Below are 22,847 nucleotides of genomic sequence, written 5' to 3'. Positions count from 1 at the left end.
ACGGCCGGGCACGGAGCGCGGGTGTAGCTCAGGGGTAGAGCATTACCTTGCCAAGGTAAGGGTCGTGAGTTCGAATCTCATCACCCGCTCCAATCTTCCTCACATCGACGACACGACGGTGCGGAGTCCGCCCCTCGCGGGGCGTGTCTGCGCGTCGGCTCAGAACGCGTTGAACGTCAGCGTGGTGAGCGACCGTTCGATCCCCGGAATGTCCAGCAGGTGCTCGTTGATGTACTTGCCCACATCGGCATCGGCCGGGATGTAGAGTTTCATCAGCAGGTCCCATTCGCCGCTCGTCGAGTAGAGTTCGGAATGCATCTCGCGCAGGACGATGTCCTCGGCGACCTTGTAGGTGCGGCCGGGGGTGCAACGGATCTGGACGAAGACGCAGGTGGTCATGGGCGCTATTCCTTGGCGGTCGACTTGCGCCGACGCTGGCACAGCCGCCACGGAAGCACAACGGGCGGCGCCCGGCCCTTGGCCTCGGCCCCTCGCCTGCCTATAAGTCCGACCGACCCCCGCACCGCGGGACGGACCGAACCACAGGACCGCACAGAAACGCCATGCGCAGCGCCCGGATCACCCGCACCACCGCCGAAACCGACATCTCGGTCTCCGTGTCCCTCGATGGGACCGGCACCTATGACAACCAGACCGGCGTGGGCTTCTTCGACCACATGCTCGACCAGCTCGCCCGTCACGCGCTGATCGACCTCGAGGTGCGTTGCTCGGGCGACCTGCACATCGACGACCACCACAGCGTCGAAGACGTGGGCATCGCCCTGGGGCAAGCGCTTGCGGAGGCGCTCGGCGACAAGCGCGGCATTCGCCGCTACGGCGCCTGCCTCCTGCCGATGGACGACGCGCTGGTACGCGCGGCGCTGGACCTCTCGGGACGCCCCTACCTGGTGTGGAGCGTGGACTTCCCGACGCCGGCCATAGGCCGCTTCGACACCGAGCTGGTGCGCGAGTTCTTCCAGGCCTTCGCCACCCATGGCGGCATCACGCTCCACGTGGACCGTCTGCACGGGATCAACAGCCACCACATCGCCGAGGCGGCCTTCAAGGCCGTGGCCCGCGCGCTGCGCGAGGCCGTCGAGACCGACGCACGCAAGGCCGACGCGATCCCGTCGACCAAGGGCGCGCTCTGACACCGCCCGTCCGGCGGCGCGCACCCAGCGCGCCGCTCACGGGTGCCCGACCGATCCGACCGCGGCGCGCCGACCCGCCACGCCGCGCACCGACTGACCAGACCGAAGACCCGAGGCAGCCATGCTGACAGCGATCATCGACTACGAGAGCGGCAACCTCCACTCCGCCGACAAGGCCTTCCAGAAGATGGCCCGAGAGACCGACGCCGGCGAGGTGGTCGTCACCTCCGAGGCCGACACCGTCGCCCGCGCCGACCGCCTCGTCCTGCCGGGCGACGGCGCCTTCCCGGCCTGCGCCCGCGCGCTGGCCGAGAGCGGCGTACAGGAGGCGCTGATCGACGCGGTGGAGAACCGCGGCGTGCCCTTCATGGGTATCTGCGTCGGCATGCAGCTGATGGCGCGCAACGGGCACGAATACGAAGAGACCCGCGGCCTTGGCTGGATCGAGGGCGAGGTGATGAAAATCACGCCCACCGACCCGATGCTCAAGGTTCCGCACATGGGCTGGAACGACCTGATGATCGACATTCCACACCCGGTGCTCGAAGGCATCGAGAGCGGCGACCACGCCTATTTCGTCCACTCCTATCACATGCGGATGTCGGGACTGGACCAGCGCCTTGCCCGCGTGGACTACGGCGAGGACGTCACCGCCGTGGTCGGACGCGACAACTGCGTCGGACTGCAGTTCCACCCCGAGAAAAGCGGCGCGACCGGGCTCAGGATGATCGCCAACTTCCTCGCCTGGGCGCCGTGAGCGCGTTCCCCCGCGCCGCACTGAGCTGGTCGTCGGGCAAGGATTGCGCCTGGTCCCTCCATGCCTGCCGCACCGAAGGGCTGGCCGATGTCGCGACGCTGCTGACAACGGTCAACAGCGCCTTCGACCGGGTCGCCATGCACGGCACGCGGCGCGCCCTGCTCGAGGCCCAGGCGGCGGCACTCGGGCTGCCGCTCACCGCCGTCCCCCTGCCCTGGCCCTGCTCGAACGCGGACTACGAACGCGCGATGGAAGGGGCCGTCGCGGCGCTAGTCGCGGACGGGATCACCCACGTGGTGTTCGGGGATCTTTTCCTCGAGGACGTGCGCGCCTACCGCGAAGCGCAGCTTGAGGGCACCGGGCTGACGCCGATCTTCCCGCTCTGGGGCCGCGACACGCGCACGCTGGCGGACGAGATGCTGTTGGGCGGGCTGCGCGCTCGGATCGCCACCTGCGACCCGTCGCGCGTACCCGAAAGCTTCGCCGGGCGGATGTGGGACGCGGACCTTCTGGCCGACTTGCCGCCGGGCGTCGATCCCTGCGGAGAGAACGGCGAGTTCCACACCGTCGTGGTCGATGGACCCGACTTCCCCGCGCCGATCCGCCACACGACCGGCGAGGTCGTGACGCGGGACGGCTTCGTCTACGCGGACGTCATTCCCACGGCACGGGTCTAGTCGGGCGTGGACGGCGCGGACGCGGTATCCCCGCGCGGCCGCCGCATGGTCCGGGCGCCCGCGCGAAAGTTGCTGATTTACTGCAGACGGCTCCAGGTCTGGCTCGAGCACAGCAGCCCGCCCGCGACGCAGCCCTGAAGCTTCAGGGAATTGCCGGCAAGCTGCATCTTGCCCAAGTAGACCTTGTCGTTCGACGGGCGCCAGACACGGCCCTCGTAGGCGCCGCCGCCCTGCGGGACCATGTTGATCACCAGCACCTTGCCCTTGTTGGGCGAGTCGTATTCGCCGTTTGAGTCGAAGGTGCGCTGGATCACGCCGCAAAGCTTGTCGCCGCACGGGGTCATGCGGACATGGGCGTAGGAGCCGTCGTCGGGCTGCGTCTTCCACATGCCCTCGACCGGATCGGCCGCGGCGGCACCTGCTGCCATCACGAGGCCCGCGATCATCGCGCTGATACGTTTCATCTGTTGTTCCTCCTCCCAGAGATGGGCCGAAGCCTGCGCGGCGGAGCGGCGCCCGATCAAGACTGACGCAAGGTCGCGTTGCATGTGCCGTTCCGTCATGGCAGAGCCGAGCGGCCTGTCAGACCACCGGAGCCCGGCCATGATCCTCTATCCTGCCATCGACCTGAAGGACGGCCAGGCCGTGCGCCTGCTGCGCGGCGACATGGACAGCTCGACCGTGTTCAACGACGACCCGGCGGCGCAGGCGCGCGCCTTCGTCGACGCCGGCTGCACCTGGCTGCACCTCGTCGACCTCAATGGCGCGTTCGCCGGACGCCCCGAGAATGCCGCGGCGGTCGAGTCGATCCTCGCGGCAACGGACATGCCCGCGCAGCTCGGCGGCGGCATCCGCGACATGGCGACGATCGAGGCGTGGCTGGACAAGGGGCTGGCGCGGGTGATCCTCGGGACCGTGGCGGTCGAAAACCCCGGCCTCGTGCGCGAGGCCGCACGCGCCTTCCCCGGACAGGTCGCCGTGGGCATCGACGCGCGCAAGGGCCGCGTCGCGACGAAAGGCTGGGCCGAGGAGACCGACGTCCAAGCCACCGACCTCGCCCGCAGCTTCGAGGACGCCGGCGTCGCCGCCATCATCTACACCGACATCGACCGCGACGGCGCCATGGGCGGCCCCAATGTCGAGGCCACGGCAGACCTCGGGCGGGCGGTGTCGATCCCGGTCATCGCCTCGGGCGGCGTCTCCTCGCTGGCGGACCTCACGGCGCTGCGCGATACCGGCGTGATCGCGGGCGCCATCTCGGGCCGCGCGCTCTACGACGGTGCACTGGACCTGCGCGAGGCTCTGGCGGCGCTCGGCTGAGGCCCGCGCCGCCATCCATGCGGCCCCGTCCTGCGGGGCCGCGACCGCATCACTCGGAAACTGCCTGCTCGGTCAGCCTGTTGAGCGCGCCCTCGATCTCTTCGATGTAATTGGCGTCGTCGTCGATATCGAGATCGTCGAACATGTCCTCGGGCTCCTGCCAGCCGAGATAGACCTGCCCGTCCCATTCGTAGGCCAGGACCCGCATCGGCAGCACGAGGCCCGCGCGGATGTCGTCCTGCATGGCCTGCGTGCCGAGCTGCGGGTTTCCGAAGATCAGAAGTTCCGCCGGATCCAGCTCCATGTCCGCGGACGCGGCCCCCTCGGCGTGGTTCACGCGGGCGAAGACCGTTGCACCGGCCTCCTCGACCGCGGATTCGAGACGGTCCATGGTTTCGGCGACGGAATACGGGCTTTCGACGCTGATCTGGTCGGCGAGCGTCGGGGTGGCCACGAGCGCGAAGGCGGCGGCCGCAAGGGTCGTCAGGCGGGTCATGGTCGGGGTCCTCCGGGATGGCGACGCCGGGACGGGCCGCCTCTGCCGGGGCAACGCCGGCCCCTGCCCCCGGTTCCGCCGTGCCGTCCCGGTTGCGCTGCGCGGGCGCGTTCGGATACTCCGTGACCAAGCCAAGGAGTGGACCATGCTGAAGACCCGCATCATCCCCTGCCTCGACGTGGCCGACGGGCGCGTCGTGAAGGGCGTCAACTTCGTCGACCTGCGCGACGCGGGCGACCCGGTCGATGCCGCGCGCGCCTATGACGACGCCGGGGCCGACGAAATCTGCTTTCTCGACATCACCGCCACCCACGAGGACCGCGAGACGATCCTCGACGTGGTGCGGCGCACCGCAGAGCAGTGCTTCATCCCGCTGACCGTGGGCGGCGGCGTCCGCACCGTGGAGGACGTCCGCAAGTTGATGCTCGCGGGCGCCGACAAGGTCAGCTTCAACTCGGCCGCCGTGAAGGACCCGGACGTGGTGACAGCCGCCGCCGACCGCTTCGGCAGCCAGTGCATCGTCGTGGCGATCGATGCCAAGCGGAAGGAGAACGCTCCGGGCTGGGAAATCTACACCCACGGCGGCCGTAACGCGACGGGCATCGACGCGGTGGAGTTCGCGCTCGACATGACCGCCAAGGGCGCGGGCGAGCTGCTTTTGACCTCGATGGACCGTGACGGCACCAAGTCGGGCTTCGATCTCGAGCTGACGCGGACCATCGCCAACGCGGTGCCGATCCCGGTCATCGCGAGCGGCGGGGTCGGCACGCTCGATCACCTCGTCGAGGGCATCACCGAGGGCGGCGCATCGGCGGTGCTGGCCGCGTCGATCTTCCACTTCGGCACCTTCACCATCCAAGAGGCCAAGGCCCACATGAAGGCCGCCGGCATTCCCGTGCGCGAGGCCGCATGACGCTGGAAGAGCTGGAGCGCGTGGTCGCCGCCCGCGCGGAGGCCTCGCCGGACGAAAGCTGGACGGCCAAGCTTCTGACCAAGGGCCCCGAGAAATGTGCCGAGAAGTTCGGCGAAGAGGCGGTCGAGGCGATCATCGAGGCGGTGAAGAACGACCGCGCGCGCCTGACCTCCGAAGCCGCCGACGTGCTTTTTCATCTTCTGGTGATGCTGCGCGCCCGCGACGTGCCGCTGTCGGAGGTGATGGACGAGCTGGCCCGGCGTCAGGGCACGTCGGGCATCGCCGAGAAGGCCGCGCGGCAAGGCTGACATCGGCCCGCCCTGCCCTGTATCTCAAGCCTCGGGCGGCTCTTTCACCGGGCGCGCGTTGCCCTCTTCGTCGAGCGCGACGAAGGTGAACAGGGCCTCGGTCACCATCTGCGTCAGGGTGGAACGGCGTTCCCGCCGCCATGCCTCCACGTGGATGTGCATGGAGGTGCGGCCCACGTGCCGGATCTCGGCATAGAGCGACACCTCGTCGCCGACTTTCACCGGGCTGTGGAACTTCATCCCCTCGACCGCGATCGTCGCGCTGCGGCCGCGCGCGGCGAGCGCCGCGACGGTGCCCGCGGCAAGGTCCATCTGGCTCATCAGCCAACCGCCGAAGATGTCGCCCGCCGGGTTGGTGTCGGCGGGCATGGCGATGGTCCGGATGGTTGGCTGGACCGTAGGCAGGTCGTGCCCGTCATGCATGGCCACGCGATCAGGCAAAGTGGTGTCGGTGGTCTTGTCGGTCATGCGGAATGTCTCTGCTTCGACGGCGGGCGGCGCGGTTCAGGCCGCGAAGGCGTCCGCCCAGTCCGGGTGTCGTCGCCGCATGGCGTCGACAAAGGAGCAGGCCGGCACGATGCGCACGCCCTCGGCGCGGGCATCGTCGACCAGCCGGGCGACCAGCGCCTTGCCGGCGCCCGTGCCCCCCATCTCGCGCGGGACGCCGGTATGCTCGGCGACGATCCGGTCGTCGCCCAGCGCGCGGTAGGTCAGTTCGGCCTCGTGGCCGTCACGGACGAGGACGTAGCGCCCCCGCCCGTCGCGGTGTTCGCGCGCGATGCCATTGGCGTCGGGCGCATCAGCCAACGATCGTGGCCTCGGTCTTTTCGCGGATCTCGTCCTCGGTCACATCGGGCGCGGTCTCGACGATCTTCAGACCGCCCTCGACCACGTCCATCACACCGAGATTGGTGATGATCCGGTTCACGACGCCCGTGCCGGTCAGCGGCAGCGTGCACTCCTTGAGCAGCTTCGGCTCGCCGGCCTTGTTGGTGTGGTCCATGACCACGATCACGCGCTTCACGCCGGCCACGAGGTCCATCGCACCGCCCATGCCCTTCACGAGCTTGCCGGGAATCATCCAGTTCGCGAGGTCGCCGTTCTCGGCCACTTCCATCGCGCCGAGAATCGCCATGGCGATCTTGCCGCCGCGGATCATCCCGAAGCTGGTGGCGCTGTCGAAATAGGAAGTGTGCGGCAGCTCGGTGATGGTCTGCTTGCCGGCGTTGATGAGGTCCGGATCCTCTTCCCCCTCGACGGGGAACGGCCCCATGCCCAGCATGCCGTTCTCGGACTGGAGCGTCACCTCGACCCCCTCGGGGATGTAGTTCGGCACCAGCGTCGGGATGCCGATCCCGAGGTTCACGTAGGTGCCGTCTTCCAGTTCCTGCGCCGCCCGTGCGGCCATCTCATTGCGATCCCACGGCATATTCGGTCAGGCTCCCTTGTTTTCCAAATCATGCAGGTCGACCGGAACGTCGATCATCACGACGGTTCCGGCAGCGCCCCGCGCCACGTTGATGGTCACGTCCAGCCCGTCGAGCAGGGACGCGATGAGCCGGCCACCGCGCGTGGCGGCAGACGGCCAGTCGATTTTTGCCGGGATGCCGACCCCGTCGTCCGAGATCGTCATCCGAAGTCCACCGGCGGCCAGCCGGGCAATGCGCAGCTCCACGTAGCCCCGATCCAGGCCATCGAAGGCGTGCGTGAACGCGTTCGACACGGTTTCCGAGAGGATCAGGGCAACGCGCACAGCGGTCTCGAGCGAAACCTGCATCTGATCGACCTGCTGGACGAACCTCACCCCGGGTCGCCCCTCGTGATGGGCGACATTGCTCGCGATCCGGCTCATGAGGGCGCCAAGCTCGATCCCCGCGCGGCCGGTGGCGGTGTCCTCGTCGTTCAGCCGCAGTTCCTCGTAGACAAGCTGAAGACATTCGAGACGCCGCGGCAGGGCGTCGATCTCGGTCAGCGGATCGTCGATACTAAGCCGCCGCTCCGGCTCCCCGATGCTGGACAGGATCATCGCCAGGTCCTCACGGACCCGGGACCGGATCGCATGCAGCCGCATGTCGGACAGACTGGTCTCACCGCTGGTGTCCCGAAGCTCTTTCTGAAGGCCGAGAAAGTAGATCGGGCGCCCGGTTTCGTCCGCGATTGGGGCAATGATGAGCCGATTGGTGAACGGCTCGCCGCTGGCACGGTAGTTGAGGATATCCACCGCCACGTCGTCGCCCGTCGCGATGGCCGCACGCAGCTTGTCCACGTCGCGCTTGTCGGTCCGCTCGCCTTGGAGGAACCGGCAGTTGCGCCCGATGACGGCCGTGCGCGAATACCCGGTCGTCCGCTCGAACGCGTCGTTGACGTAGACGATCGGATTGTCCGGCGCCAACGGGTTCGTGATGATCATCGAGATCGCCAGACGCGAGAACCCGTCCAGCGCATCCCGGTCATCGAGGATCGCCGACAGGGCGCGTCTCTGTTGCTCTGCCACCGTCACCGGTCCGGGACTCCGATCAGGCCGCCGGGCGCGTGGTGCGCTGCTCGATCCGCTTCTCGTGCTCACCTTCGATGAGACGATGGACGTAGATGCCCGGCAGGTGGATGTGATCGGGATCGAGTTCGCCCGGCTCGACGATCTCTTCGACCTCCATCACGCAGACCTTGCCGCACATGGCGGCCGGCGGATTGAAGTTGCGCGCGGTCTTGCGGAAGATGCAGTTGCCGGTGGTGTCGGCCTTCCACGCCTTCACGATCGAAAGGTCGGCGAAGATTCCACGTTCGAGGATGTAGTTCTCTCCGTCGAACTCCTTGACCTCCTTGCCCTCTCCGATCTGCGTGCCGTAGCCGGTCTTGGTGTAGAAGCCCGCGATGCCCGCACCCCCGGCACGCATGCGCTCGGCCAGGGTGCCCTGCGGGTTGAATTCCAGCTCGAGTTCGCCGCCGAGGTACTGGCGCATGAACTCCTTGTTCTCGCCCACGTAGGAAGACATCATCTTCTTGACCTGCTTGCTTTCAAGCAGCAGCCCGAGGCCGAAGCCATCGACGCCCGCGTTGTTCGACGCCACGGTCAGGTCCTTGGGCCCCGCGTCGCGGATCGCCTGGATCAGAAGCTCGGGAATGCCGCACAGGCCGAAGCCCCCCGACGCGATGGTCATGCCGTCGAACAGCAGTCCGTCGAGCGCCTCTGCGGCAGAGCCGTAGACTTTCTTCATGGTTCACTCCCTCGTGCGCTGGTTGCTGGATATGTGACCCGGCACAAGGGTGAAGTCAAACTTGATCGCCCCGCGAGGGAGCGTGCCACGCTCACTCGGCGGCATCGCTTCCTTTTGCCGCCGACCCCTTGGCCGCGGTGGACTTTTTCGCGGCGGGCTTCTTGGCCGCGGTAGTCTTCTTCGCGGTCGAGGCCTTGGCCGGAGCCTTCTTTGCGGCGGCCTTCTTGGCCGGGGCCTTCTTCTTGCCCTTGCCGGTCTTGGCCGCCTTTTCGTCCACCAGAGCGACCGCTTCCTCGAGCGTCACGTCCGCGGGCTCGGTCCCCTTCGGAAGGGTAGCGTTGACCTTTTCCCACTTCACGTAAGGCCCGTAGCGCCCGTCGAGGATAATAACCGGCCCACCGTGTTCGGGATGCTCGCCCAGTTCCTTGAGCGGTTTCGCCGCCGCGCCGCGCCCGCCACCGCGCTTGGCGGCCTTCTCGGCGAGCAGATCGACCGCGCGGTTAATGCCGATCTCGAAAACCTCGTCCACTTCCTTGAGGTTCGCGTAAAGGCGATTGTGCTTCACGAACGGGCCGTAACGCCCGATGCCCGCCTCGATCGGCTCCCCGTCCTCGGGGTGGATGCCCACCTGGCGCGGCAGGGACAGCAGCGTCAGCGCCTTCTCGAGGTCCATCGCGTCCGCGGACCAGCCCTTGGGCAGGCTCGCGCGTGGCGGTTTCGGTTGCTCTTCTGTCGGTTCGCCGCGCTGGACGTAGGGGCCGAACCGACCCGATCGCAGCGAAATCTCGTCGCCATTGTCGTAGCCGAGCACGCGGTCGCCCTGACCCTCGTCCCCGCCGAGGGGGCGGGTGTAACGGCATTCGGGATAGCGCGAGCAGCCCACGAAGCCGCCCGAACGCGAGGTCTTGAGGTGCAGGCTGCCCTCGCCGCAAAGCGGACAGGTGCGCGGGTCAGACCCGTCGTCGCGCGGCGGGTAGAGCTGCGGCGCCAGCGCCTCGTCCAGCACGTCGAGCACCTGCGCGATGCGCAGCTCGGAGGTCTCCGAGATCGCGGCGTGGAAGTCGCGCCAGAACTTGGCGAGCAGCTCCTTGTAGTCCATCTCGCCGGCCGAGACATCGTCGAGTTCGTCCTCCAGCGCGGCGGTGAAGTCGTATTCCACGTAGCGCTTGAAGAAGTTGAGCAGGAAGATCGTGACGATCCTGCCCTTGTCCTCGGGGATCAGGCGGTTCTTGTCCTTCCGGACGTATTCGCGGTCCTGGATCGTGGTGATGACCGAGGCATAGGTCGACGGCCGGCCGATGCCGAGCTCTTCCATCTTCTTGACAAGCGTGGCCTCGGTGTAGCGCGGCGGCGGCTGGGTGTGGTGCTGAAGCGCCAGAACCGCGTCGCCGCCCCCGATCACGGCCTTGCCGTTGCGGTCGGGCCCCGGACCGGTATCGGCCTCGAGGACAGCGCCCTCCTTTTCGCCGACCTTGTCGAACTCGGACCGCAGCCCGGCCTTCGCAAACGCGGCGGCCTCCCCCTCCATGATCTGGGGGAGGCGCTTGTCGTCCTCGTCCTGCGGCTCGTCGCGGCCTTCTTCGTAGACGCGGAGGAAACCGTCGAACAGCACCACCTGCCCGGTGGCGCGCAGGCCCACCTGCTTGTCGTCAGACGCGATTTCGACCGTGGTGCGCTCGAGCCGCGCGGCCTCCATCTGGCAGGCCAGAGTGCGCTTCCAGATCAGGTCGTAGAGCTTCTTCTGATCGGCCTCGCGCAGACCCAGCGACTCGGCGTCCTTGGTCATGTCCGTGGGGCGGATGCACTCGTGCGCTTCCTGCGCGTTCTTGGCCTTGTTCTTGTAGATGCGCGGGCTGCCGGGGACATAGTCCGCACCGTAGCGGTCCTTGATCGCATCGCGGGCAGCCTGCACGGCCTCGGGCGCCATGTCGATGCCGTCAGTCCGCATGTAGGTGATGTGCCCGGCCTCGTAGAGCCGCTGCGCCGTGGACATGCAGATCTTGGCGCCCATGCCGAACTTGCGGCTGGCCTCCTGCTGCAGTGTTGATGTCATGAACGGCGCCGAGGGATTGCGGCTGGCCGGCTTCGCCTCGACCGAAGCGATGTGCAGCTTGCGGCTGGACACCGCCTGGACGGCCATCTCGGCCTGGGTCTCATTCGACAGGTCGTAGCGCTCGAGCTTCTTGCCGGCGAGCGTGGTCAGCCGCGCCTCGAAGTCCTGCCCGCGGGGGGTGGAGAGCAGCGCCTTCACCGACCAGTATTCGCGGGCGTCGAACGCCTCGATCTCCATCTCGCGTTCGACGATGAGGCGCAGGCACACCGACTGCACGCGGCCCGCCGACTTGGCGCCGGGCAGCTTGCGCCAGAGCACCGGGCTAAGGTTGAAGCCGACGAGATAGTCGAGCGCGCGGCGGGCGAGGTAGGCCTCGACCAGCGGCGCGTCGATGTCTCGCGGGTTGGCCATGGCCTCGGTCACGGCCTGCTTGGTGATCGCGTTGAAGGTGACCCGGCGGACGTCGGTATCCTTCTTGATCGACTTGCGCTTGGTCAGCGCCTCCTTGAGGTGCCAGCTGATCGCCTCGCCTTCCCGGTCGGGGTCCGTCGCGAGGATCAGCGCGTTGTCGTCCTTGAGCGCGTCGGCGATGGCCTTCACGTGCTTCTTGGAGTCGTTGCCCACCTCCCAGGTCATGTCGAACCCCTCGTCAGGGTTCACCGACCCGTCCTTGGGCGGCAGATCGCGGACGTGTCCGTACGAGGCCAGGACAGTGTAGTCGGAGCCCAGATACTTGTTGATGGTCTTGGCCTTGGCCGGGGACTCGACGACGACGACGGGCATGTCTCGGGGCACCTCTCTGGGGGAACGGGCCTGTCTTTGGCCGCGCAGCATGTGGGGTGCAAGCCCGAATTGTCAATCGAGCCGGGGGTCGCCGGTCACGGGGCGAGCGCCAGCAGACCGCCCGGTTGGCGACGGATCCGGCCGTCGAGTTCAAGGTCGGTGAGCGCAGGCGCGACGGTCCCGCTGGGCTGGCCGAGATCGCGGATCAGCTGATCCTCGGCCAGTGGGGAGGGCCCGAGCCGGTCGAGAATCCGCGCATGAAGCGCCGCCGTCTCCGAGAGGGTGCGCGCCTCCTCTCCCCGTGCGGATTGGTCGCGCCGTGCGTCCGCCGAGGTTCCGGTGGGCGCCGTGGGCCGGCGGGCGACGCTGCGGGAGCGGCGCGGGGCTTGTCCGGACGGACCGCCTGCAGCCTCACGCCGGTCAGCACCGCGTGCGCCATCCTCCGTGAGGTTTTCAGCCTTCCCGCAGGTAGCGCCGCCGCCTTGTGTCGCAGCGTCCCCTGCGGCAGTTCCCTGAACCGTGTCCGGTCGCGTTGCGAGCGCATGGGACTTCCCTCCACCGTCGCGCTGGTGAGTAGTCTGAGCCCCATCCGGCGCGGCACCCGCCTGCATCCTGGACGTCGAGACCTGGCTGGCGACGCTATCCCCCGGCTTCGCCTGAGACGTCTCCGGCCCGGTGTGCGCGCCCCGAGCCTCGTGAGCGGCGCATGGCACGGCGTCCAGCGGCAGGTCCCCCCGCGCGACCGGACCCGGCCCCGGACCGATCGCCTCGATAACGTCGGCGGCGCCGCGCACGAGGCGCGCGCCGTCGCGGATCAGCATGTTGCAGCCCCCGGCGCGGGCGTCGAAGGGATGGCCCGGCACCGCGAACACCTCGCGCCCCTGGTCGAGCGCCGCGCGTGCGGTGATAAGCGAGCCGGACTTGGCCGCCGCCTCCACCACGACCACGGCCTCGGCTAGGCCGGAAACGATGCGGTTCCGCGCGGGAAAGTGCCGCGCCTGCGGCTGGAGGCCCGGCGGATGTTCCGACAGGCGCACCCCGCCCGCCGCGGGGATATCTTCCGCCAGCCTGGCGTTTTCCTGCGGATAGAGCACGTCCACCCCGCCCGCGAGCACTGCGACCGTGCCTGTGGCGATGCTGCCGGCATGGGCGGCCGCATCGACCCCGCGCGCCAGTCCCGACACCACGACATACCCCGCCGCGCCGAGGTCCTGCGCGAGGGCACGGGCCATGCGGGTGCCGAGCGACGAGGCATTGCGCGCGCCGACGAGCGCCACCATCGGACGGGCGAGAGCGGCGATGTCGCCGACGGCCCAGAGGAATGGCGGCGCGTCGGACAGGTCGGCGAGACGCGCAGGGTAAGCGGCCTCCCCCTGGAAGATCAGGCGTGCGCGGGCATGGGCGCCGGCGCGCATCTCGGCCAGCGCGGCGCGCTCGGTCGCGGCCTCGTAGCGGTCGAGCCCGGCGGCGCGGGCGATTTCGGGGAGGGCGTTCAGCGCCGCGGCGGCCGAGCCAAGCTCGGCAATCAGCCGGTGATATGTAGCGATCCCCACACGGCGGGAGCGCAAGAGCCGAAGCCGCGCGATGCGGTCGTCTTCCGTGGTGGGTGGGAGTAGGGGGTGAGTGGAAGAGTGGTGATGTTCGACCCTCATGCGCCCTCGGCTCCGAACTCTTGCAGAGCCTGTCTACGCACCCACCCTTAACGAAACCTGAAGGCGCACGAACATTGTGGCGGCCGGATGGCGAAAAGCCGACCGACCGGGGTCAGGACCCCGCGCCGCCCACCGTCAGTCCGCCGATCAGCACAGAGGGCTGGCCCACGCCGACCGGCACCCACTGGCCCTGCTTGCCGCAATTGCCCATGCCCGGATCGAGCGCCATGTCGTTGGCGAGCCCCCGGATGTGCTGAAGCGCCGTGGCGCCATCGCCGATCAGAGTGGCGCCCTTCACAGGCGCGCCGACCTTGCCGTCCTTTACACGGTAGGCCTCGGTGCAGGAGAATACGAACTTGCCGTTGGTGATGTCCACCTGCCCGCCGCCGAAACCCACGGCATAGATACCGTCCTTCAGCTCCGACACGAGATCCTCGCGCGTGGCGTCCCCGCCCAGCATGTAGGTGTTGGTCATCCGCGGCATCGGCGCGTGGGCGTAGCTTTCGCGCCGGCCGTTGCCGGTGGGCGCGGCCCCCATGAGGCGGGCGTTCTGGCGGTCCTGCATGTAGCCCACCAGAATGCCGTCCTCGATCAGGACGTTCTTTCCCGAGGGCGTGCCCTCGTCGTCCACGGTGATCGAGCCGCGCCGGTCGGGGATCGTGCCGTCGTCCAGCACGGTGACGCCGGGCGCCGCGACGCGCTGGCCCATCAGTCCGGCAAAGGCCGAGGTGCCCTTGCGGTTGAAGTCGCCCTCCAGCCCGTGCCCGACCGCCTCGTGCAGCAGGATTCCGGGCCAGCCGGGTCCGAGTACGATGTCGAAGACGCCTGCGGGCGCCGGTTCGGCGCGCAGGTTCACCAGCGCGATGCGCAGCGCCTCGCGAGCCTTGGCCTTCCAGTCCTCGGGATCGAGCAGCCCGTCGAGGCCCACGCGCCCGCCGCCGCCGGCCGAACCGCTTTCCCGACGGCCGTCCTCCTCGACGATCACCGATACGTTGAGCCGCGTCATCGGACGCACGTCCGTCACCAGCGAATCGTCGGCCCGCAGGATCGCGACCTCCTGGATCGAGGCGGCGACCGAGGCGGTCACCTGCACCACCCTCGGATCGAGGTCGCGCAGGAAGGCGTCGATTTCCGACAGGGTCTCGACCTTGGCCGCGAAGGGACGCCCGGCGATCGGATCGACGTCGGTATAGAGCGTCCGGTTGGTACGCGAGGGCGCGGGCGCCATGGTGCCGCCGCCGTCTCCCACGGCGAGGCGCGCGGTTTCCACCGCGCGGGTCAGGGCGCTTTCGCTGATCTCGGTCGCGTGGGCATAGCCCGCCACCTCTCCCTTTACCGCGCGCAGGCCGAATCCCTCGGCGGCATCGTAGCTTGCCTGCTTCACCCGGCCATCGTCGAAGAGCAGACCTTCGGAGCGCTTGCGCTCGAGGAACAGCTCGCCATCCTCGGCACCCGACAGCGCGTCGCGCAGGCGTCCGAGCGCAGCCTCCCGCTCGAGATGGGTGTCGAACGGACGAAAGGGCGCATCGGTCATGGAAGCTCCGGTCGGGCTGGTATTATGATCTGCATCGACAGCGAGCGGCCATCTGCCGCAAGCGAGGTTCTTTATCTGGCCCGAAGGATATGGTTAGAGACGGGGCCAAGACAACGGGGGTCCGTCCGGCGGACCGGCGAGACACGACCTCGCGACCCGCTTTTCGGAATGACGTAGAACCGCTCAGGGTGAGACATGAAACTTAAGACCATGCTGACGGGCGCCCTTGCCGCCGTCGCCGCGGCCCCGGCCTTCGCGCAAGAAGTGGCACAGGACCTGCCCGTGATCGGTGCGCCCGAGAACGGCGGGATCGGCTTCCAGCCCGCTGCGACGGAGCTCGCGCGCGATATCCACTGGCTCGACGGCATGATCACCGTCATCATCACCGCAATCGTGATCCTGGTGACGGCGCTGCTGGCGTTCTGCATCGTCCGCTACAACCGCAAGACCAACCCGAACCCCGGCACGTTCACCCACAACTCCCCGCTCGAGATCGCGTGGACCGTGGGTCCGATCCTCGTGCTGGTCTTCATCGGGGCGTTCTCGCTGCCCGTGCTGTTCAAGCAGCAGGAGATCCCCGAGGGCGACATCTACATCAAGGCCACCGGCTACCAGTGGTACTGGAACCACGAGTACATCGACGAAGGCTTCGCATTCGACAGCTACATGATCGGTTCGCCGGCAACCGGCGGCGACAACTCCTACTCGGAAGAGGTCGAGCAGCAGCTTCTCGACGCCGGCTACGAGCCCGAGCACTTCCGCCTGGCCACCGACACCGCGGTCGTGGTGCCCGTCAACAAGACCGTGGTCATCCAGGTGACCGGCGGCGACGTGATCCACTCGTGGACCATCCCGGCCTTCGGCGTGAAGCAGGACGCGGTTCCCGGCCGTCTTGCCGAGCTGTGGTTCCAGCCCGAGCAGGAAGGCGTCTACTTCGGTCAGTGCTCCGAGCTGTGCGGCATCGCCCACGCCTACATGCCGATCACGGTAAAGGTCGTCAGCGAGGAAGAGTACGAGGCCTGGAAAGCCAACATGGTCGAGGAATACGCCTCCGCCCCGGCCGCCGACGCACCGATCCAGGTCGCTTCGGCCGAGTGACCGAACACCATCTCGCGGACGACGCCCGTCGCGTCCGCGCCAACCCGGATAACGCGGCCCCCGAAGCGGGGCCGCGGCTTACGCACCCAGACCAAGACACCGGACACGCAGCATGAGCGACGCATCCCTCAATCCCACGGACCTCGAGAGCGACGCGCAGTTCGGGGACTACTTCGCTCTGCTGAAGCCGAGGGTGATGACGCTGGTGGTGTTCACGGCGCTGGTCGGCCTTCTGGCCGCGCCCGCTGAGATCCACCCCTTCGTCGCCTTCTGCGCGATCCTGTTCATCGCCGTGGGCGGCGGCGCGTCCGGCGCGCTCAACATGTGGTGGGACGCCGATATCGACGCGGTGATGCGCCGCACCGCCAAGCGCCCCGTGCCATCGGGCCGCGTCACCGGGCAGGAGGCGCTGTCGATCGGGCTTGCGCTTTCGGGCTTTTCGGTTGTCTTCCTCGGCCTCGCGACCAACTGGGTCGCGGCGGGCCTGCTGGCCTTCACCATCTTCTTCTACGTCGTGATCTACACCATGTGGCTCAAGCGCTGGACGCCGCAGAACATCGTCATCGGCGGCGCCGCGGGCGCCTTCCCCCCGATGATCGGCTGGGCTGCGGCCACGGGCGGCATCTCGGTCGAATCGCTCCTGATGTTCTCGCTGACCTTCCTGTGGACACCACCGCACTTCTGGGCGCTCGCGCTGTTCATGCGCAAGGACTACGACAATGCCGGCGTGCCGATGCTGACCGTGACCCACGGCCGTCCCGCCACCCGCCGCCACGTGCTTATCTACACCGTGCTGCTGGCGGCCCTGGCGCTCGCGACCGGTTTCACCTCGGCGGGCGGACCGCTGTACCTGTCGGTGGCGATCGTGCTGAACGTCATGTTCCTCAAGGGCGCCTGGGAAATCTGGCAGCGCGACGAGCACATGGCCGAGACCGACAACTACGCGGTCGAGAAGTCGTTCTTCAAACTGTCGCTTCTCTACCTCTTCCTGCATTTCGGCGCGCTTCTGGCCGAGGCCGCGGTCGACCGCGCCGGCATCCTGTGGGCAGGCTTCTGATGGCCCTCAAACCCACGCATGACCTGCATGACCGGCGCTATGGCCGGAACCTGGGCGTCGGCCTGACGCTGGCCGCGTTCATCGCCGTGATCTTCGGCCTGACCGTGGTGAAGGTGACCCGCGGGGACTTCGAATCGCCCCGCGCCGCCACCTCCGCGTCCGGCACGGCCGCTGAAACGGAGGACACTCAATGATGAGGAAACTCGATAGCAAGACCCGCACGGTGGCGGCGCTGGGCGGCGTGATCGTGTTCATGGGCGCGATGGCCTGGGCGTCGATCCCGCTCTACAACTGGTTCTGCGCGGTCACCGGCTACGGCGGCACCACCAATACCGCCGAGGCGGGCAGCGACACCGTGCTCGATCAGACCATCACCGTGCGCTTCGACGCCAATGTCGAGGCCGGGATGCCGTGGGAGTTCGAGGCGGTCGAGCGCGAGATGACGCTCAAGATCGGCGAGGACGGGCTGGCCTATTTCGAGGCCTACAACCCCACCGACCACCCGATCGCGGGACAGGCCGGCTACAACGTCGCGCCCTTCACCGCAGGATCGTACTTCAACAAGGTGCAGTGCTTCTGCTTCACCGAGCAGGTGCTGCAGCCCGGCGAGCGGGTCGAGATGCCGGTCTACTTCTACGTGGACCCGGCGATCACCGAGGACCGTGACGCCAAGTTCACCAAGACGATCACCCTGTCGTACACTTTCTACGAGATCGACCTGCCGCAGGACGCGCAGCAGGCCGCGCTCGACGAAGCCGAAGAAACCTCCGTCAACTGACGCCATCCGAAGAGGGACAGAACCAATGGCGCACGCCAAGAACCACGACTACCACATCCTGAGCCCGTCGATCTGGCCGTTCCTGGCCGCGGTCTTCGCCTTCATCATGCTCTTCGGCGCCGTGCCCTTCATGAAATCCGGCAGCCCCTGGATGTTCCTGATCGGCCTCGTGGGCGTGCTCTACGTCATGTTCGGCTGGTGGTCGGACGTAATCTCGGAAAGCTCAGTGGGCGACCACACGCCGGTGGTGCAGATCGGCCTGCGCTACGGCTTCATCCTGTTCATCATGTCCGAGGTGATGTTCTTCTTCGCGTGGTTCTGGTCGTTCTTCAAACACGCGATCTACCCGATGGGCCCCGAGAGCCCCGGCGTGGACGGCGTCTGGCCGCCCGCCGGAATCGAGACCTTCGACCCCTGGCACCTGCCGCTGATCAACACCCTGATCCTGCTGTGCTCGGGCGCGGCGGCAACCTGGGCGCACCACGCGCTGGTGCACGAGAACAACCGCAAGGACATGAAGTGGGGCCTGATCATCGCGATCCTGCTGGGCCTGCTGTTCAGCTTCTTCCAGGCGTACGAGTACAGCCACGCCGCCTTCGGCTTCTCGGGCAACATCTACGGCGCCAACTTCTTCATGGCGACCGGCTTCCACGGTGCGCACGTGATCATCGGTACGGTCTTCCTGTTCGTCTGCCTGATCCGGCTGATGAACGGCGCCTTCACCCCGAACAAGCACGTGGGCTTCGAGGCCGCCGCCTGGTACTGGCACTTCGTGGACGTGGTCTGGCTGTTCCTCTTCGCGGCCGTCTACGTCTGGGGCGGCTGACCCGGCCCACCCGCTCGGAATTTCCGGAACGCCCGCGCAGCCGCGCGGGCGTTTCCCGTTCCGGAGCCTGGGGCGCGCAGAATTTTACCTAAAATTCTGCGCGCGATCCGCACCGGCCTCAGGATTTTAGTTAAAATCCTGAGGCCCCGCGGGAGGCCGCCCGCACATGCCTTTGCGGTTGAACCCGCCCCCATCGACCCGCTAAAGCCGTGCAGGGCCGGAGCGCATCCGGCCCCCACCGTTCCCTTGCCACCGGCCGGACCCGCGCCCGTTGTGAAACGTCTCATCGCCCCGCTTCTGATCGGCCTCGTCGGCGCCGCCATTCTGTGTGCGCTGGGGATCTGGCAGGTCCAGCGCCTCGCGTGGAAGGAAGCGATCCTCGACGATATCACCTCGACGATCTCGGGCCCCGCGGACACCACCCTGCCCTCCGATCCGGCTCCCGAGGCAGACCGGTACCGTCCCGTGCAGCTGGCCGGCACCGTCGACGAGGGCGAACTCCACGTCCTCGTCAGCCAGAAGCGCGTCGGCGCCGGCTACCGGATCATCGCGCCGTTCACCACCGATGCCGGCCGCCGCGTTCTGATCGACCGCGGCTTCGTCCCGACCGAGGACAAGGACCTCGAGCGCCCCGCTGGTGAGGCTACGATCACCGCCAACCTCCACTGGCCGCAGGAAACCGGCAGCTTCACGCCGGAGACCGATCGCGACCGGAACATCTGGTTCGCGCGCGACGTTGCCGCGATGGCCGATGCGTTGGGAACCGAGCCGATCCTCGCCGTGGTGCGCTCGGAGAAGCCCCCGGTCCCCGGCGTCACGCCGCTTCCGGTCTCGACCGAAGGCATTCCGAACGACCACCTGCAATACGCCATCACCTGGTTCTCCCTCGCCGCCGTGTGGATCGCCATGACCGGCATCTGGCTGCGGCGCGGCCACTTCTCCAAGGACGTGCAGCCATGAAATACGTCTCGACACGCGGCCAAGCCCCGGCCCTCTCGTTCGAGGAGGCGATGCTGTCCGGTCTCGCCCGTGACGGCGGCCTCTACGTGCCCGAGGAGATTCCGCAGCTTTCGGCCGACGATCTGCGCGCCATGAACGGCCTGTCCTACGAGGAAGTCGCGTTCCGCGTCATGCGCCCTTTCGTGGGTGACAGCTTCGACGACGAGACCTTCGGCGATCTGATCGCGCGAGCCTACGCGCAATTCGACCACACGGCACGTGCGCCGCTGGTGCAACTGGCGCCCGGTCACTTCCTGCTCGAGCTGTTCCACGGGCCGACGCTGGCGTTCAAGGACTTCGCCATGCAGTTGATCGGGCAGCTCTTCGAGGAGGCGCTGACCCGACGCGGCGAGCGCGTGACCATCGTCGGCGCCACCTCGGGCGATACCGGGTCTGCGGCGATCGAGGCATTCCGTGGGCTCGACGCTGTGGACGTCTTCATCCTCTACCCCGAGGGCCGGGTGTCCGAGGTGCAGCGCCGCCAGATGACCACCCCGACGGAAGAGAACGTCCACGCGCTGGCCATCGACGGTCATTTCGACGACGCGCAGGCGCGGCTCAAGGACATGTTCAACCACTTCGAGTTCCGCGACCGCGTGCGCCTCGCCGGGGTGAACTCGATCAACTGGGCGCGGGTTTTGGCGCAGGTCGTCTACTACGTGACCTCGGCGGTGGCGCTCGGCGCGCCGGACCGCAAGGTGAACTTCACCGTGCCCACCGGCAATTTCGGCGACGTGTTCGCGGGCTACATCGCCAAGCGCATGGGCGTGCCCATCGACCGGCTCGTGGTCGCGACCAACCAGAACGACATCCTGCACCGGACCCTGGCCACCGGCACCCACACGCTCGACCGGGTGCAGCCGTCGATCTCGCCCAGCATGGACATCCAGGTCAGCTCGAATTTCGAGCGGGCGCTGTTCGACGCCTACGGCCGTGACGGCAACGCCGTGGCGCAGCTGATGGATGAGCTGAAGACCAACGGCACCTACCACGTGAGCCAGGGCGCGCTCGAAGCGCTGCGCGATCACTTCGCTTCGGGGCGCGCGTCTGAGGATGAGACTTCGGCCACCATAGCCCGGCTCTGGCGCGAAACCGGCGAATTGCTCTGCCCGCACTCGGCGGTGGGCGTGCATGTCGCCTGCGAAACCCGCGACAGGTCCGAGCCCATGGTCACGCTGGCCACCGCCCACCCCGCCAAGTTCCCCGACGCCGTCGAGGCGGCGACCGGCATCCGTCCGCCCCTGCCCGAGCGCATGGCCGATCTCTTCGAGAGGGACGAGCGGATCACCCGCGTGCCCAACGAGCTGGACGCGCTGGAGACACTGATAGAGGAGCGCATCCGAACGTGACCCCCGAGATCACCACGCTGTCGAACGGCTTTCGCGTCGTGACCGAAACCATGCCCGGCCTGCAATCGGCGGCATTGGGCATCTGGGTCTCGGCCGGCGGCCGGCACGAACGGCCCGAGCAGAACGGCGTCGCGCACTTCCTCGAGCACATGGCGTTCAAGGGCACGGCCACGCGCTCGGCCCTGCGGATCGCCGAAGAGATCGAGGACGTGGGCGGCTTCATCAATGCCTATACCTCGCGCGAGGTCACGGCCTATTACGCGCGGGTGCTGGCGGCGGATACCGGGCTCGCGCTCGACGTGATCGCCGACATCCTGCGAAATCCGGCCTTCGACCCGAAAGAGATCGAGACCGAACGCCACGTGATCCTGCAGGAGATCGGCCAGGCGCTCGACACGCCCGACGACATCATCTTCGACTGGCTGCAGGAGACCTGCTATCCCGACCAGCCCATCGGTCGCGCCATCCTCGGCGAGGCCGGCCGGGTCAACGGCTACGGCAAGGCCGACCTCGCCACCTTCGTCGAGGAGCATTACGGCCCCGACCAGATGATCCTGTCGGCGGCGGGGTCCGTCGATCACGCCACCATCGTGAAACAGGCCGAGGCGCTCTTCGGCGACATGACGCCGCGCGGTGCGGCCGTGGCGCAGCCCGCGCGCTTTTCGGGCGGCGAGGTCCGGCGGGTGAAACCGCTCGAGCAGGCGCACATGGCGATGTCCTTCGAGGGACCGGGCTACCGCGATCCCGACTTCTACGCGGCGCAGGTCTACTCGACCGCGCTTGGCGGCGGCATGTCCTCGCGCCTGTTCCAGGAGATCCGCGAGAACCGCGGCCTGTGCTACACGATCTTCGCGCAGTCCGGCGCCTATGCCGATACCGGCACCACGACAATCTACGCCGGCACCAGCGGGGAGGAGATCGCAGAGCTGACGAGCCTCACCGTGGACGAGATGCGCCGCGCCGCCGACGACCTGCGCGCCGACGAGATCGCCCGCGCCCGGGCGCAGATGAAGGCCGGGCTGCTCATGGGGCTGGAAAGCCCCTCGGCCCGCGCCGAGAGGGCCGCGCGGATGCTGCAGATCTGGGGCGGCGTGCCGCCGGTAGAGGATACCGCCGCGCGCATCGACGCGGTCACGGACGCGGACGTGCGCCGCTTTGCCGGACGCACTGCTTCCGAAGAAGCCCTGGCGGTGGCGCTTTACGGCCCGGTCGAGGACGCCCCCGACCTTGCCACCCTCGACGCGCGCCGCGCCGCCTGATGCGGATGCTGCGCCGGCGGCTTCGCATAGAGACCGAGCGTCTCAGCCTGCGCCCGCCGGTGCACGCGGACTTCACGCCGTGGACGGCCCTGCGCGCCGAAAGCGAGACCTTCCTGCGCCCGTGGGAGCCGACCTGGGCCACGGACCACCTCAGCCGCAAGGCGTTCACCAACCGGGTCTACTGGGCCAACCGCTCGATCGCCTCGGGCACGGCGGTGCCGCTGTTCCTGTTCCGCCGGGAGGACGACCGTCTGCTGGGCGCGATCACGCTGGACAACGTGCGCCGCGGACCGGCGCAGTCGGGCACGCTGGGCTACTGGATCGGCCAGCCCTTCGCGCGGCAGGGTTACATGGCCGAGGCCATCGGCGCGGTCGTCCACCACGCCTTCGAGCGCATGGACCTGAGCCGGGTGGAGGCCGCCTGCCTGCCCGAGAACGTCGCCTCGCGCGGGCTTCTGGAACGCTCGGGCTTCAAGTACGAGGGCGTCGCGCAAAGCTACCTGCAGATCAACGGGCGCTGGCGCACGCATGTCCTCTACGCCGCGCTGCGGCTCGACAGGCGCGGGCGCACGCAGGTCGGCTGAGCCCGCTGCCCGCCTCCCGGGCATCCCTGCGCGACCGC

Annotated in this window: 26 protein-coding genes and 1 tRNA gene; 16 read left to right on the top strand and 11 right to left on the bottom strand. The window is 68.1% G+C overall.

Going from position 1 to position 22,847, the window contains the following annotated elements; all coding sequences use genetic code 11:
• The first annotated feature begins 17 nt into the window (after nucleotides 1-17).
• Nucleotides 18-92 (top strand) — tRNA-Gly (locus BMX29_RS06825).
• Nucleotides 93-159: 67 nt separating this feature from the next.
• On the opposite strand, the gene BMX29_RS06820 is transcribed toward BMX29_RS06825, so the two are convergent.
• Nucleotides 160-399 carry an Lrp/AsnC ligand binding domain-containing protein gene (locus BMX29_RS06820; RefSeq protein ID WP_043842132.1) on the bottom strand — a complete coding sequence of 80 codons (240 nt, stop codon included), beginning with the start codon at nucleotides 397-399 and terminating at the stop codon, nucleotides 160-162.
• Between the two features lie 164 nt (nucleotides 400-563).
• Between BMX29_RS06820 and hisB the strand changes: the two genes are divergently transcribed.
• From hisB to BMX29_RS06805, 3 genes are all read left to right on the top strand, one after another.
• Nucleotides 564-1,151: an imidazoleglycerol-phosphate dehydratase HisB gene (gene hisB / locus BMX29_RS06815; protein WP_092811426.1), complete on the top strand. Its 588-nt coding sequence runs from the start codon at nucleotides 564-566 to the stop codon at nucleotides 1,149-1,151.
• A 121-nt stretch (nucleotides 1,152-1,272) separates the two neighbouring features.
• Entirely contained in the window at nucleotides 1,273-1,908 is a 636-nt protein-coding gene (gene hisH / locus BMX29_RS06810; protein WP_092811424.1) for an imidazole glycerol phosphate synthase subunit HisH, read from the top strand.
• The gene (locus BMX29_RS06805; protein WP_244889171.1) at nucleotides 1,905-2,585 is read left to right on the top strand and encodes an adenine nucleotide alpha hydrolase; all 681 of its coding nucleotides are present in this window, start codon (nucleotides 1,905-1,907) and stop codon (nucleotides 2,583-2,585) included. Before hisH ends, BMX29_RS06805 begins: the two co-directional genes overlap by 4 nt.
• A 77-nt stretch (nucleotides 2,586-2,662) precedes the next feature.
• On the opposite strand, the gene BMX29_RS06800 is transcribed toward BMX29_RS06805, so the two are convergent.
• A complete protein-coding gene (locus BMX29_RS06800) occupies nucleotides 2,663-3,049 on the bottom strand; it encodes a DUF2147 domain-containing protein (protein WP_043842127.1) in 387 nt (128 codons plus the stop codon).
• A 139-nt stretch (nucleotides 3,050-3,188) separates the two neighbouring features.
• On the opposite strand from BMX29_RS06800, the gene hisA reads away from it, so the two are divergent.
• Nucleotides 3,189-3,905, top strand: coding sequence for a 1-(5-phosphoribosyl)-5-[(5-phosphoribosylamino)methylideneamino]imidazole-4-carboxamide isomerase (hisA, locus tag BMX29_RS06795; protein ID WP_092811421.1), 717 nt, complete (start codon nucleotides 3,189-3,191; stop codon nucleotides 3,903-3,905).
• A gap of 49 nt (nucleotides 3,906-3,954) precedes the next feature.
• Here the strand turns inward: hisA and BMX29_RS06790 are convergent, their stop codons facing one another.
• Complete coding sequence (locus tag BMX29_RS06790) at nucleotides 3,955-4,401, bottom strand: DUF302 domain-containing protein (protein WP_043842124.1); 447 nt, start codon at nucleotides 4,399-4,401, stop codon at nucleotides 3,955-3,957.
• 145 nt (nucleotides 4,402-4,546) lie between these two features.
• On the opposite strand from BMX29_RS06790, the gene hisF reads away from it, so the two are divergent.
• Together hisF and BMX29_RS06780 are read left to right on the top strand one after the other, a co-directional pair.
• Complete coding sequence (hisF, locus tag BMX29_RS06785; protein ID WP_092811419.1) at nucleotides 4,547-5,314, top strand: imidazole glycerol phosphate synthase subunit HisF; 768 nt, start codon at nucleotides 4,547-4,549, stop codon at nucleotides 5,312-5,314.
• Nucleotides 5,311-5,622, top strand: a complete 312-nt coding sequence (locus BMX29_RS06780; RefSeq protein ID WP_092811417.1) for a phosphoribosyl-ATP diphosphatase — start codon at nucleotides 5,311-5,313, stop codon at nucleotides 5,620-5,622. Before hisF ends, BMX29_RS06780 begins: the two co-directional genes overlap by 4 nt.
• A 24-nt stretch (nucleotides 5,623-5,646) precedes the next feature.
• On the opposite strand, the gene BMX29_RS06775 is transcribed toward BMX29_RS06780, so the two are convergent.
• From BMX29_RS06775 to tldD, 8 genes are all read right to left on the bottom strand, one after another.
• Nucleotides 5,647-6,045: an acyl-CoA thioesterase gene (locus BMX29_RS06775; protein ID WP_043842550.1), complete on the bottom strand. Its 399-nt coding sequence runs from the start codon at nucleotides 6,043-6,045 to the stop codon at nucleotides 5,647-5,649.
• 81 nt (nucleotides 6,046-6,126) lie between these two features.
• A complete protein-coding gene (locus tag BMX29_RS06770) occupies nucleotides 6,127-6,429 on the bottom strand; it encodes a GNAT family N-acetyltransferase (protein WP_240476913.1) in 303 nt (100 codons plus the stop codon).
• The gene (locus tag BMX29_RS06765; RefSeq protein WP_043842118.1) at nucleotides 6,422-7,051 is read right to left on the bottom strand and encodes a CoA transferase subunit B; all 630 of its coding nucleotides are present in this window, start codon (nucleotides 7,049-7,051) and stop codon (nucleotides 6,422-6,424) included. Before BMX29_RS06765 ends, BMX29_RS06770 begins: the two co-directional genes overlap by 8 nt.
• A 6-nt stretch (nucleotides 7,052-7,057) precedes the next feature.
• Nucleotides 7,058-8,116: a PAS domain-containing protein gene (locus BMX29_RS06760; protein ID WP_244889170.1), complete on the bottom strand. Its 1,059-nt coding sequence runs from the start codon at nucleotides 8,114-8,116 to the stop codon at nucleotides 7,058-7,060.
• A 22-nt stretch (nucleotides 8,117-8,138) separates the two neighbouring features.
• Nucleotides 8,139-8,837 carry a CoA transferase subunit A gene (locus BMX29_RS06755; protein ID WP_043842117.1) on the bottom strand — a complete coding sequence of 233 codons (699 nt, stop codon included), beginning with the start codon at nucleotides 8,835-8,837 and terminating at the stop codon, nucleotides 8,139-8,141.
• Between the two features lie 91 nt (nucleotides 8,838-8,928).
• Nucleotides 8,929-11,673, bottom strand: coding sequence for a type I DNA topoisomerase (gene topA / locus BMX29_RS06750; protein ID WP_092811416.1), 2,745 nt, complete (start codon nucleotides 11,671-11,673; stop codon nucleotides 8,929-8,931).
• A gap of 95 nt (nucleotides 11,674-11,768) precedes the next feature.
• Nucleotides 11,769-13,325: a DNA-processing protein DprA gene (dprA, locus tag BMX29_RS19890; protein WP_244889168.1), complete on the bottom strand. Its 1,557-nt coding sequence runs from the start codon at nucleotides 13,323-13,325 to the stop codon at nucleotides 11,769-11,771.
• A 112-nt stretch (nucleotides 13,326-13,437) separates the two neighbouring features.
• Nucleotides 13,438-14,859 carry a metalloprotease TldD gene (gene tldD / locus BMX29_RS06735; RefSeq protein ID WP_043842113.1) on the bottom strand — a complete coding sequence of 474 codons (1,422 nt, stop codon included), beginning with the start codon at nucleotides 14,857-14,859 and terminating at the stop codon, nucleotides 13,438-13,440.
• A gap of 195 nt (nucleotides 14,860-15,054) precedes the next feature.
• Here tldD and coxB point away from each other — a divergent pair, with 195 nt between their 5' ends.
• From coxB to BMX29_RS06690, 9 genes are all read left to right on the top strand, one after another.
• On the top strand, nucleotides 15,055-15,957 hold the full coding sequence (gene coxB / locus BMX29_RS06730) for a cytochrome c oxidase subunit II (protein ID WP_043842111.1): 903 nt from the start codon (nucleotides 15,055-15,057) through the stop codon (nucleotides 15,955-15,957).
• A 112-nt stretch (nucleotides 15,958-16,069) separates the two neighbouring features.
• Nucleotides 16,070-17,014, top strand: coding sequence for a heme o synthase (cyoE, locus tag BMX29_RS06725; protein WP_043842110.1), 945 nt, complete (start codon nucleotides 16,070-16,072; stop codon nucleotides 17,012-17,014).
• On the top strand, nucleotides 17,014-17,208 hold the full coding sequence (locus BMX29_RS06720; RefSeq protein ID WP_043842109.1) for a hypothetical protein: 195 nt from the start codon (nucleotides 17,014-17,016) through the stop codon (nucleotides 17,206-17,208). The genes cyoE and BMX29_RS06720 overlap by 1 nt, the downstream gene beginning before the upstream one ends.
• The gene (locus BMX29_RS06715) at nucleotides 17,205-17,792 is read left to right on the top strand and encodes a cytochrome c oxidase assembly protein (RefSeq protein ID WP_240476911.1); all 588 of its coding nucleotides are present in this window, start codon (nucleotides 17,205-17,207) and stop codon (nucleotides 17,790-17,792) included. Before BMX29_RS06720 ends, BMX29_RS06715 begins: the two co-directional genes overlap by 4 nt.
• A 25-nt stretch (nucleotides 17,793-17,817) precedes the next feature.
• Nucleotides 17,818-18,618 (top strand): cytochrome c oxidase subunit 3, encoded by an 801-nt coding sequence (locus BMX29_RS06710; RefSeq protein WP_043842108.1) that lies wholly within the window; start codon nucleotides 17,818-17,820, stop codon nucleotides 18,616-18,618.
• 273 nt (nucleotides 18,619-18,891) lie between these two features.
• Nucleotides 18,892-19,578: an SURF1 family protein gene (locus tag BMX29_RS06705; RefSeq protein WP_092811415.1), complete on the top strand. Its 687-nt coding sequence runs from the start codon at nucleotides 18,892-18,894 to the stop codon at nucleotides 19,576-19,578.
• Nucleotides 19,575-20,966, top strand: coding sequence for a threonine synthase (gene thrC / locus BMX29_RS06700; protein ID WP_092811414.1), 1,392 nt, complete (start codon nucleotides 19,575-19,577; stop codon nucleotides 20,964-20,966). The genes BMX29_RS06705 and thrC overlap by 4 nt, the downstream gene beginning before the upstream one ends.
• Nucleotides 20,963-22,225, top strand: coding sequence for a M16 family metallopeptidase (locus BMX29_RS06695; protein ID WP_092811413.1), 1,263 nt, complete (start codon nucleotides 20,963-20,965; stop codon nucleotides 22,223-22,225). Before thrC ends, BMX29_RS06695 begins: the two co-directional genes overlap by 4 nt.
• The gene (locus BMX29_RS06690; RefSeq protein WP_092811412.1) at nucleotides 22,225-22,809 is read left to right on the top strand and encodes a GNAT family N-acetyltransferase; all 585 of its coding nucleotides are present in this window, start codon (nucleotides 22,225-22,227) and stop codon (nucleotides 22,807-22,809) included. Before BMX29_RS06695 ends, BMX29_RS06690 begins: the two co-directional genes overlap by 1 nt.
• The last annotated feature ends 38 nt before the right edge of the window (nucleotides 22,810-22,847 follow it).

Origin of the sequence: Roseivivax marinus (assembly GCF_900109705.1) — a bacterium.
GTDB lineage: Bacteria > Pseudomonadota > Alphaproteobacteria > Rhodobacterales > Rhodobacteraceae > Roseivivax > Roseivivax marinus.
The sequence above is the reverse complement of the archived record's forward strand: the minus strand, read 5'-3'. Positions and strand labels throughout refer to the sequence as shown.